Origin of the sequence: Maribellus luteus (genome assembly GCF_003576475.1) — a bacterium.
In the GTDB taxonomy this organism is placed as follows: Bacteria; Bacteroidota; Bacteroidia; order Bacteroidales; family Prolixibacteraceae; genus Draconibacterium; species Draconibacterium luteum.
The window spans coordinates 202,358-214,072 of the sequence record NZ_QWGR01000007.1 but is presented as its reverse complement, the minus strand read 5'-3'; the positions used below and the strand labels follow the sequence as shown (position 1 = coordinate 214,072).

Annotated in this window: 8 protein-coding genes; 1 reads left to right on the top strand and 7 read right to left on the bottom strand. The window is 41.8% G+C overall.

Annotated elements, in window-relative coordinates; translation table 11 throughout:
- Positions 1-315: 315 nt before the first annotated feature.
- Positions 316-1,200, top strand: a complete 885-nt coding sequence (locus D1614_RS13975) for an enoyl-ACP reductase FabI (protein WP_119438567.1) — start codon at positions 316-318, stop codon at positions 1,198-1,200.
- Positions 1,201-1,509: 309 nt separating this feature from the next.
- Here D1614_RS13975 and yidC read toward each other — a convergent pair whose 3' ends face one another.
- From yidC to D1614_RS13940, 7 genes are all read right to left on the bottom strand, one after another.
- Positions 1,510-3,453, bottom strand: coding sequence for a membrane protein insertase YidC (gene yidC / locus D1614_RS13970; protein ID WP_119438566.1), 1,944 nt, complete (start codon positions 3,451-3,453; stop codon positions 1,510-1,512).
- A gap of 3 nt (positions 3,454-3,456) precedes the next feature.
- On the bottom strand, positions 3,457-5,064 hold the full coding sequence (gene pyrG, locus D1614_RS13965) for a CTP synthase (RefSeq protein ID WP_119438565.1): 1,608 nt from the start codon (positions 5,062-5,064) through the stop codon (positions 3,457-3,459).
- A 625-nt stretch (positions 5,065-5,689) separates the two neighbouring features.
- Positions 5,690-6,199 carry a flavodoxin gene (locus D1614_RS13960; RefSeq protein WP_119438564.1) on the bottom strand — a complete coding sequence of 170 codons (510 nt, stop codon included), beginning with the start codon at positions 6,197-6,199 and terminating at the stop codon, positions 5,690-5,692.
- 12 nt (positions 6,200-6,211) lie between these two features.
- Positions 6,212-8,263 (bottom strand): alpha-ketoacid dehydrogenase subunit alpha/beta, encoded by a 2,052-nt coding sequence (locus D1614_RS13955; protein ID WP_119438563.1) that lies wholly within the window; start codon positions 8,261-8,263, stop codon positions 6,212-6,214.
- Between the two features lie 7 nt (positions 8,264-8,270).
- The gene (locus tag D1614_RS13950; protein ID WP_119438562.1) at positions 8,271-9,575 is read right to left on the bottom strand and encodes a dihydrolipoamide acetyltransferase family protein; all 1,305 of its coding nucleotides are present in this window, start codon (positions 9,573-9,575) and stop codon (positions 8,271-8,273) included.
- 267 nt (positions 9,576-9,842) lie between these two features.
- A complete protein-coding gene (locus D1614_RS13945) occupies positions 9,843-10,754 on the bottom strand; it encodes a dihydroorotate dehydrogenase (protein WP_119438561.1) in 912 nt (303 codons plus the stop codon).
- Positions 10,748-11,524 (bottom strand): dihydroorotate dehydrogenase electron transfer subunit, encoded by a 777-nt coding sequence (locus D1614_RS13940; RefSeq protein WP_119438560.1) that lies wholly within the window; start codon positions 11,522-11,524, stop codon positions 10,748-10,750. Before D1614_RS13940 ends, D1614_RS13945 begins: the two co-directional genes overlap by 7 nt.
- Positions 11,525-11,715: the final 191 nt, after the last annotated feature.

Below are 11,715 nucleotides of genomic sequence, written 5' to 3'. Positions count from 1 at the left end.
TCTGTAGTAATCCGCCTTAAAGCATTGGCAACAAATCACAAATTTTAAAAGTGTTTTTATTCATTTGGCAAAGTCTTCACTACCAACCAGAAACCGCATAATATCTGTCTTCTCAACGAGGTCAATGTTAAAAAACAAACAAGTATCTGCGGTTTTCTACCCATTCATATAAAACTTAATTTTTGAACAGTTCTGAACAATATTCGGCGCAAACAGTTAATTATAGGCGAGTTTCACACGTAAAAAGTACATTCTTTATTCGTTTTATTTAAACTCAATTAAATTTGCAACTCATTATTTATAATTAAAACCATCATGGGTAATAACTTATTAAAAGGAAAAAGAGGAATTATTTTTGGGGCTCTTAACCCCGATTCCATTGCCTGGAAAGTAGCTGAAAGAGCACACGAAGAAGGTGCCAAAATTACGCTTACCAACACGCCGGTGGCCATCCGGATGGGTGAAACCAATGGACTGGCCGAAAAGTTAAATACCATCGTAATTGGAGCGGATGCTACTAATACAGATGATTTAACCAACCTTTTTAAGGAATCGATGGAATACCTGGGAGGAAAAATTGACTTTGTTCTGCACTCCATCGGAATGTCTCCCAACGTAAGAAAAGAAAGACATTACAGCGACCTGGATTATAACTACCTGGATAAAACGCTGGATGTTTCCGCCATATCTTTCCACAAAGTAATGCAAACCGCCCGTAAACTGGATGCCATCAACGAATGGGGTTCGGTAGTAGCACTGTCGTATGTGGCAGCGCAGCGTACTTTTTACGGGTACAACGACATGGCCGATGCCAAAGCGCTGTTGGAATCGTTTGCGCGTAGCTTTGGTTACATCTACGGACGTGAGCGCCGCGTAAGGGTGAATACCATTTCGCAATCGCCCACCATCACCACTGCCGGAAACGGTGTGAAAGGTTTTGACCGTTTGCTCGATTTTGCCGAAAGAATGTCGCCGCTGGGTAATGCATCTGCCGCAGAATGTGCCAATTACTGTATTACCTTGTTCTCCGACTTAACCAAAATGGTTACCATGCAGAACCTGTTCCACGACGGCGGTTTCTCGAACATGGGTATGAGTTTAAGAGCACTGGAGCAGTATGAAAAAGGACTTCATCAGGATTGTGCCTGCGGATCAGCCAATGACGATTATCCGTCAGCTGACGAACACCGTTACGATTGAGCAGTTTAAAATCACTCCATATAAAAAACCGTTCTTCTTGAGAACGGTTTTTTTTGTGAAAGTCAATTTTTAAAAATATCCAATTATCAATTTTGAATGTAAAATATCCAACAAAATCCGAAAAATTGGATATTCGGAATTCAACATTGGATATTCGGCATTAAAAAATAAAAACAAATCCCGGACAGGCGTATGCTCCTTAACTTTCATTTCAGTTAGTGATTCCTCGGAATAATAATTGCTTTACGCCCGGTACCAAAAAAAACAGCGACATAAATGCCGCTGTTCCTGAATTATCTTTTCTCTGAATTATTTTTTGCGTTTCTGCATTTGCTGTTGCTGCTTGGCCATTTCTTCCAAACGCTTTTGAAATCCGGATGCCTTTTTAGCCGGTTTCTTTTTATTGGCAGTCAGCTGTGCCCTGATTTTGTTTTCGTCAACAAACTGACGGATGGCGTAAGTTTGCCCGATGGTGATTACGTTTGCCAGGAAATAGTAATAACTCAATCCTGACGGATAGCTGTTAAGCAGGAAGAAGAACATCACCGGCATTAAATACATCATGGTTTTCATACCCGGCATACCCGGCGTACTTGCTGCCGATTGGCTCAACCTGGTTGAAATGATGGTTGTTATCGTCATCAAAACGGTAAACAAGCTGATGTGATTTCCCATGAAATCTCCGATTAACGGAATATTAAAATTCCAGCTAATGATAGAGTCATAGGTAGAAAGGTCTTTTGCCCATAAAAAGCTTTCTCCTCTTAATTCGATTGAAGTCGGGAAGAAAAAGAACATCGCAAACAGAATCGGCATCTGGAGCACCATTGGCAAACATCCACCCATCGGATTTACCCCGGCTTTTCGGTAGAGCGCCATCGTTGCCTGTTGTTTTTCCATGGCTTTTTCTGAACCGCTTCCAAACTTCGCATTAATTTCATCCACTTCAGGTTTTAAAACCTTCATTTTAGCCTGCGACATGTATGACTTGTAAGTGAACGGGAAAAGCACCACTTTAATCAACACAGTCAGAATCAGGATAATCAATCCGAAGTTATCGATGTATTGTCTCAGGAAGTTAAACACCGGAATGATCAGGTATTTGTTTACCGGACGTACAATGGCATAGCCCAGATCAATCTGGCTTTCCATATCCAGATCGTACTGTTTCAGTGTTTGATAGTGGTTAGGACCAAAATAAAACCGCATTCCGATGTCCTCTTTTGGAGACGCATCATATGGAATGGCTATATCGGCCTTAAAATTGGCCAGGTAATCCTTGTTGTCTTCGTAGTTGTATTTTTCCTGCTGAACCGATGCGTTCGGGAACGATTCTCCGGCAATAATGGTTGAGCTAAAGAAAAGTTGTTTGAATCCAACCCATTTAACACGGGTGGCCAGTGTTTCCGCGTCCGATTTGTTTTTGTTCAGGTTATCTACATCGTCCTCAAAAAATTTGTAGGTCATGTAAGTGTAACGGTCTTCACCAAAACGGGAATAGTGCTCCTGACGCGGAACATCGTATGCCCAGATAAAATTCAGGTACGATTGATTGCTGGCGATGTAGTTATTCATCCCTTCCATTTTTACGTCGAAACCAACCATAAACGAGTTGTGTTCCAGCGTGTAAACATATTCGATGAACTTGCCCGGTTCGGGCTCCAATCTAAACGTAACCGATTCTTTTCCACCCGGATGCTCCCGGTTGTACTTCATTTTTCCTTCGTTACCCTTTTTTACATCGGGGCCGCTCACTACCACATTCCGTATTCCACCCACCTGCTGGAAAAATAGCTGATCGGTTTCAACACTTCTGTTCTGCGCAAAAAAGTTCAGGCCAAATTTGGTTTCGGGCCCGTCGAACAAAACCAGTGCGGTAGAATCATAACGACTGTAATCTTTTAATTCAACTGAATAAATACGTCCTCCCTTGTTCGAGAAAGTAATCTTCATCCGGTCGTTTTCGAGTGTCGAAAATTCTTCTTCCCCAATGGCCTGGGTTCCAAAAATTCCGAACTCGTCTATTTTTTGTTTCTGAATGATGGAGTCGCCTCCCATCGCCACTTGTTGACTGGCAGCCTGTTCGGCCAGAAACTTTTGTTGTTCGAGCGCCCGCTGCGCTGCAACCTGTTCTATGGAATCGCGTCGGATCTTTGCCGCTTCAATTTCTTCTTTGGAAGGTTGGTTGATGTACGAAAACACCACCAAAATCAAAAAAATAAGAGCGATTCCAATTATCGATTTTTTATCCATCTTCTATTTTTCAACTATTGCATTTTTAATGAAATCAACAAACAGGGGGTGAGGATTAAGCACCGTACTGCGGTATTCAGGATGAAACTGAACACCTACAAACCACTTGTGCCCCGGTATTTCCATAATTTCAACCAGGTCGGTTTCCGGGTTTACGCCCACCGGTACCATTCCTCCGTCAATAAATTGCTGACGGTAAGTATCGTTGAACTCGTAACGGTGACGGTGACGTTCGTAAACTGTGAGTTTATTGTAAGCCGAGCAAACATGAGAGTTTTTATCAATAATCCTGCACTCATAGGCTCCCAAACGCATGGTTCCCCCGTAATGAGTGATGCCTTTTTGTTCTTCCATCAGGTCGATAACGGGATACTGGGTTTTAGGATTCATTTCTGATGAATCCGCACCTTCCAGCTTCAGAACATTCCGGGCAAACTCAATCACTGCCACCTGCATTCCGAGACAAATTCCAAAAAACGGAACATTGTTTTCGCGGGCATACTGGCACGCAACAATTTTTCCTTTCATACCGCGGTGACCAAACCCCGGGGCAATGATTATCCCGTTTAAATGTGACAGACGTTCTGCAACATTCTCACTATTAATTTCTTCCGAATGAATCCAGTTTAACTTAACCTTGCAGTGATTTTCAGCTCCTGCATGTGTAATCGCCTCTGCAATTGATTTGTAAGCATCGTGAAGCTCAACATATTTTCCAACCAAACCGATTTCAACTTCCCGCGTTGGGTTCTTATGTTTTAACAGGAAATTGTTCCAGGCAGACAGATCAATGTCTTCTTTAATGGCCAAATCCAGTTTCTTTAAAACTGTTATATCCAGTTTTTCCTCCAGCATTTTAAGCGGAACCTCGTAAATCGTTGGCACATTCACCGACTGAATTACTGACTCCAAACCTACATTACAGAAAAGTGCTACTTTTTTACGCACTGCAAGGTCAATGTCATGCTCGGTTCTAAGCACCAGAATATCAGGTTGAACTCCTGTTTCCAGCAGCATTTTTACCGAATGCTGTGTAGGTTTTGTTTTTAACTCGCCGGTTGCGGCCAAAAACGGAACCAGTGTCAAATGGATCACGATTGCTTTGTTGCCCAATTCCCATTTCAGCTGACGAACAGCCTCAATGTATGGAAGAGATTCGATATCGCCTACCGTGCCACCAATTTCTGTAATAACAATATCGTAATTCCCTTTCGACCCCAAAATTTTTATCCGGCGTTTGATCTCGTCCGTAATATGAGGTATAATTTGCACTGTTTTCCCAAGATAATCACCCCGTCTTTCTTTCTCAATAACAGACTGATAGATTCTCCCGGTGGTAACATTGTTGGCCTGGGAAGTTGCTTCGTTCAAAAAGCGCTCGTAATGGCCAAGATCCAGGTCGGTTTCGGCACCGTCTTCGGTTACGAAACATTCTCCGTGTTCATACGGATTCAGAGTTCCAGGATCTACATTAATATAAGGGTCGAGTTTCTGGATGGTAACATTGTACCCCCTCGACTGAAGTAACTTAGCCAGCGAAGCAGCTAATATTCCTTTTCCAAGCGATGAAGTAACTCCACCGGTAACGAATATGTATCTTGTTTCAGGCACGGTAAAAACTTTAAATTATTTGAAGCCACAAAATTAATTAATTAAAGCTAACCGAAAACTTTAGCAGAACGATTTTAGGCTATATCGCAAATAGTTAATAACAAACTTTTTTTAACAAACCATTCTATTTAACAATAATTAAACTAATTTCCTTTCCATATTTAGATCGCAGCGAGCAGCTGTTCGAAAATTTGGAATTTACTTCAATCGTGTGTTTAGGCACCAAATAATATCGGAGCTGACTAAAGAACGGGACTTCGTAAAAACTCATTTTACAAATGTATTTACATATGTAAAAAACAATCCATCACCATAGCAGAGCCCTTAATGCTGCATATCAATAACTTACAGCAATGAGCGCTTAAATGTAGAATAATCAAAAATGATCAACTGACAGACTGACAGTCCGGAAGATTACATTTGTAATAAGTATTTATTGAAACAACTTTTTCAGGAAGGATCAGTTGCCAACAATAAGAAAAAAAAGACAGGAGATTAACTAATCTACTGATAAAGAGTGTGTCATCCATTCAGCCTTGGTCCATTTTCTTTTGACCAAAAAAAGGCCATCCGTCCGTCAATTGACGTGCAGACAGCCTTCGCGATTGCAAATAGAAAATTCTTTTTAATTAAAGAATTCCTCTTTTAGTTTTTCCACCCACTTTCCAACTCTCTCTTTGGTTAAACGTGCCTGGTTTTCCTGATCAAGCGGAAGACCAATAAATTGATTGCCACGTTGTGCCCTGGATGCTTCGTAGGTATAACCTTCCACTGAAGTCTGCCCTACTATCTTGGCTCCGCATCCTTCCAGAATCTCGGCCAAAAGACCGATCGCATCGCAGAAATTCTCAGGATATCCTTTCTGATCTCCCAAACCAAAAATGGCAAAGGATTTCTTTGAAAGATCCATTTCTTCCAGATCCGGAACAAATTCATCCCAGTAATTGGGCAACTCCCCGTCGAACCAGGTGGGTGCACTTAAAATGAAGTGATCGTATTTTTCAATGATTTCTTTTGTCAACTCTTCGGCATTGACCGCTTCCAACTGGTCTTTTCCAAAAGCCTCCATAATTTTCTCGGCAACTTTTTTAGACTTTTGCGTGTGAAAGCTATATATAATCGCTGTTTTGCTCATGATTCAAAGATTTTAGTATTCAATTAATTCTTTTGCAGCATTGTAAATTCTTTCCACATTTGGCAACACGGCACGTTCCAGTATACGGTTGAAACCTACAGGAGTGTAAGTGGATCCCACTCGTTTAATCGGTGCATCGAGGTATTCAAATGCTTTTTCATTCAAAATAGCGCTTAATTCGCCACCAAATCCACCAAATACTTTGTCTTCGTGTACCACCAGCACTTTATTGGTCTTTTTAACTGAATTAAGAATGGCTTCTTCATCCAGGGGAACCAGCGAACGTAAATCGATTACCTCCACATTTGCCAAACCTTCTTCGGCCAATTTCTTAGCAGCATCGAGACTTAAATGTGTGGTGTTTCCGTAGGTAATAATAGTAAGGTCTGTACCTTCTCTTCTTACACGAGCTTTTCCAAAAGGCACTTCAAAATCATCCGGAACAACTGTTGCTGCTTTCGGATCCTGGTACAATGTTTTTGGCTCCATAAACATGGTTAGTCCTTTTGAACGCAAAGATGTGCGCAAAAGGCCTGCTGCATCATCAGCAAACGAAGGATATACGATACGCACTCCCGGAATGGCAGCCAACGAACCTTCGATGTTTTGCGAGTGGTACATACCACCTCCGATATAACCTCCGGAAGCTAAGCGAATGGTAATGTTCGGCGAAAATTTTCCGTTCGATCGCCAGTAGTCGTGGCTAGTATCAACGTATTGCTCCATGGCAGGCCAGAAATAGTCAGCAAACTCGGCCCCTTCAACAACCACACGGATTTTCTCGTCGTAACGCGACATTCCGTTGGCAGTTCCCAGGATAAAGTCTTCGGCAATTGGTCCGTTAAATACACGCTTCTCGCCAAATTCCTGCTGCATCCCTTTTGATACGTTGAAAATACCACCTTTGTCCTTGTTGGCCATATCCTGCCCCCAAATAAAGGTATCCGGATTTTCTCTGAATTCAGCTTTTAAGGTTTCATTCAGCGCTGTGATAAATTTCTTCTTTTCGCCTTCTTCGTTGTGTAGTCCTTCCGGGTATTTTTCAGAAACCATTGGTTCGGCAAACACAAAATCATGGATCGATTCCGGCGTCGGATCCGGAGCTGCCATTGCCGCTTTGTGTGCAGCCTTGATTACGGCTTTGGTATCGGCCTCAATGGTTTGCAATTCTTCTTCAGAAAAACGATTGTAACGCAACAATAACCTTCTGAATTTTCCCAGCGGGTCGTATTCGGTCACATAGTTCCTTTCAGCGTCAGAACGATAGAGAAGATGATCATCCGAATTTGAGTGTGACCCCATTCGCACACAGTTGGCTTGCAAAATAACGGGTTTGCTTTCTTCTATGGCAAAACGCTTGGCTTCGGCCATTGCATTCATTGAATCGAACACATCTTTTCCGTTACAATGGATGATCCGGGTGTTTTTGAATCCTGAAAAGTTATTGGCAACTTTTCGCTGAGCTGTCTGATCTTTCTTTGGAACAGAAATTCCATACCCGTTATCCTGGAAAACAAAAACAACCGGTAATTCCTCTTTATCAGCCCCGGTTATTGCTTCGTAAACATAACCTTCGCTAACCGATGATTCTCCCTGGCTGCTGATTGAAACCACCTTTTCATCGTAGTATTTAATCGCCCGGGCAACCCCTACTGCATGAAGCGTGTGGTTTCCGGTAGCCGACGAAACACTGTGGATGTTCCATTCAGGCTTTGCCAGGTGGTTCGACATATGACGTCCGCCACTTGAAGGGTCAGTCGCCTTTGAAATACCATTCAAAATTATTTCTTCGGCTGTCATTCCACACGAAAGTGCGGTGAGCATATCGCGGTAGTAGGGGAAAATGTGGTCTTTATTTTTCTCGAAATGCTGTCCGATGGCCAACTGAATACCATCGTGCCCGGCATAAGGCGCATGATACGACCAACCAATCGCCTGTTTCAGGTAATTGGGGGCTTTTTCGTCAATTGCGCGCCCAACAGTAAGTAAACGGTACCATTTCTCCAGCGTTTCTTTTGGAGTTGTTTTGATCGTATAAAGTTTTGGTACTTTTAAATCCTTCATAATAAAATTAAATTGCGCGGTTTGTATCAAAATTTTCTAAAATATCAGCTATTCGGCGCAGAAATGCTCCGCCCAAAGCACCATCAACTATGCGATGGTCGTACGATAACGACAGAAACATTTTGTGGCGGATTGCAATTACATCGCCGGTTGGAGTTTCCAGAACAGCTGGTTTTTTCTCAATAATACCTGTGGCCAGAATGGCTACCTGTGGTTGGTTGATAATGGGCGTTCCGATGATATTTCCAAAGGAACCAAAGTTGGTTATGGTAAAGGTTCCTCCCTGAATTTCAGCAGGATCGAGTTTGTTGGTGCGTGCAGCATTTGCCAAGCGGTTTAACTCTTTGGTAATACCAATCAGGTTACGTTGTTCAGCATTTTTAATTACCGGAACAATCAGGTTTCCATCTGGTTTTGCTACTGCGATACCAACATTTATATCTTTTTTAAGGATGATTCTGTCGCCGTCAACCGAAGAGTTTACCATCGGAAATTCGGCCAAAGCCATTGCCACAGCTTCTGTAAATACCGGCATGAAAGTGATCTTTTCACCGTATTTTTGTTCGAAAGCATCCTTGTTTTTCTTTCTCCAAAGTACCAACTCGGTTACATCGGCTTCAACAATTGAAGTTACATGAGGTGAAACCTGTTTCGACATAACCATGTGATCAGCAATCAACTTCCGGACACGATCCATTTCAATTACCTGGTCGCCTGCTCCTACTGAAACCGGCATTGGAGCCTTTCTTTCAACCGCAGGAGTAGCCTTAGGTGCTGAAGCTTGTACGGAAGGAGCCGCTTTGGGTGCTGGTTCCGTCCCTTTGTTCTCCAGGTAAGCCAGTATATCTTTTTTCTGAACACGTCCGCTTGCACCTGATCCTTCAATGGATTCCAGTTCTTCCAGTGAAACATTCTCCTGTTTTGCAATTGTTTTCACAAGCGGAGAATAAAAACGATTGGACAATTTACGGCTGTCATCCACAGAACTTTCTTTTGTTTCAGCCTGAGCTTCAGTCTTTTCATTTTTTGCTTCAGCCGGAGCAGCTTCTTCTGACGATTCTTCCACTTCACCGTCTAAACTAATAACAGCGAGAACTTCCCCCACAGCAACAAGGCTGTCTTCGGGATATAAGATCTTGGTAACAACTCCGTCAACCGGAGAGGGAATTTCTGAGTCCACTTTGTCCGTGGCCACTTCAAATAACATGTCGTCTTCTTCGATTGTATCTCCCTCTTTTACAAACCATTTGGTGATTGTTCCTTCCTGGATACTTTCACCTAACTTGGGCATTACGATGTTAAAGCTTGCCATACTATTAGATTCTTTAATTATTTTATTTTGCTATTTGCAGTTTCTATAACGAATTTAAAATTGAAATGTTCACATTGCAATTTTAAATCGACGCAAAAATATAACTAATAGAAGGTCTACCCTAAAACAAGCCCAGAAAAAACACTAAAAAGTATTTATCTATTATAGATTTTATTGAAGAAGATAACCGTGAATACAGTTATCACATTTGAGATTAAATCAAAATGACTACTTTTATTTCATGACAACAAATGTAATCTACACTAATTATATTTGTAATTCACCAATTAAATCATTCACTGACTGCACTTTATGTCGAAGCATATAATCTTCCAACTCGTTGATGATTTGAACGGGAAGTGTTGGGTCTTTAAAAACTGCGGTACCGATCTGTACAACAGATGCACCAGCCAGCATAAATTCAATGGCATCGGCAGCATTCATAATTCCTCCCATTCCAACTACGGGAATTTTTACAGCATTGGCCACCTGCCATACCATCCGAAGTGCAATCGGTTTAATGGCCGGCCCGGATAAACCACCGGTGATGGTTGATAGTTTTGGCTTCCTGGTTTCCGCATCAATTGCCATTCCCAGGAAGGTGTTCACCAAAGAAACCGCATCGGCACCCTGCCCTTCTACAGCCCGGGCTATTTCACTGATATCCGTAACATTTGGCGACAGTTTCACGATCAGGGTTTTATCATAAACCTTCCGAACTTCTCGCGTAACCATCTCTGCTCCCGGGCAGCTTACTCCAAAAGCCATCCCTCCTTCTTTTACATTGGGGCACGAGATGTTTAATTCAATACCGCGAATCTTGTCCAGTTCATTCACTTTCTCGGTTAAAGCAATGTAATCTTCTACCGTTGAACCGTTAACATTAATAATTAACTGTGTATCGTAATCTTTTATTTCGGGGTAAATATTTTCGATAAAATAGTCGATCCCCTTGTTTTGCAGCCCCACAGCATTTAACATTCCCGAAGGAGTCTCAGCCATGCGGGGATACTCGTTTCCATCCCTGTTTTTAAGCGTGCTGCCTTTTAAAAAGAATCCACCTACTATCGCCGGATCAAAGAAATCGGCCATTTCGCGTGCAAAACCACAAGTGCCAGACGCCAGGGTGATTGGGTTTTTAAACTCCAGGTTGTGGACTTTTACTTTTAAATCTACCATTTCAACTCATTAATATTAAATACCGGTCCATCAGTACAAACACACAAATTTCCTTTATTGGTTGGCTCAATACAGCACAGGCACACACCAAAGCCGCAGGCCATGAGGTTTTCAAGGGAAACTTCACAAAAAACATCCGCTGCTTTGGCAACTTTTGCAATGGCACGCATCATTCCGTCTGGTCCGCATGCATATATTTTATCGTATTTATTAAGATCATTTACAAAAACCGAATGTTGCGTCACGAAGCCTTTTTCGCCCAGTGAACCATCCTCTGTTGCATAATGCAGGTTGGCATATTTCGAGTAAGATTCAACATCTATATGGTCTTCTTTGGTTCGTGCTCCCAGCAAAATATCAACCTGCGTTTTATCTAAACCCGACTCTTTCGCCAAGAACAACATAGGGGCAACTCCGCTCCCCCCCCCAATTAACAATACTTTGTCAGTAGCAGCGGGATACGTAAAACTTTTTCCAAGCGGATATACCAGGCTAATATTGCATCCGGCTTCTATCTCAGTCAGCTTTTTTGATCCTCTTCCCAGAATCTTAACGATCATGGAGATAGTATTTTGGTTGTAATCCACCTCGAAAACAGAAAAAGGTCTGCGAAGAAATATTTCTTTTGCATCGTTAATCTCCACATTTACAAACTGTCCGGGAAGTATAGTTGGTAATACCGAATTGCTCCTCGCTTTAATCAGAAAATTGGTAGCATTCAGAGGTTTATTGTCGACTACCACAAAATCAGCTACAAATTTTTTTGCCATGCGTTTAAATTTGCGCACAAAGATAATAGATTATTTCTGCCGAGAGACAATAAAAAAGACCGTACGAAACGGTCTTGTATAGAAATTTATAATTAGATAAAAAATAAAGGGTCTGACTTGATTTAGTACAAATGTAACTATAATATTTACATCTGCAAATTATTTTCAATTTTCTCTACAATTTATATACA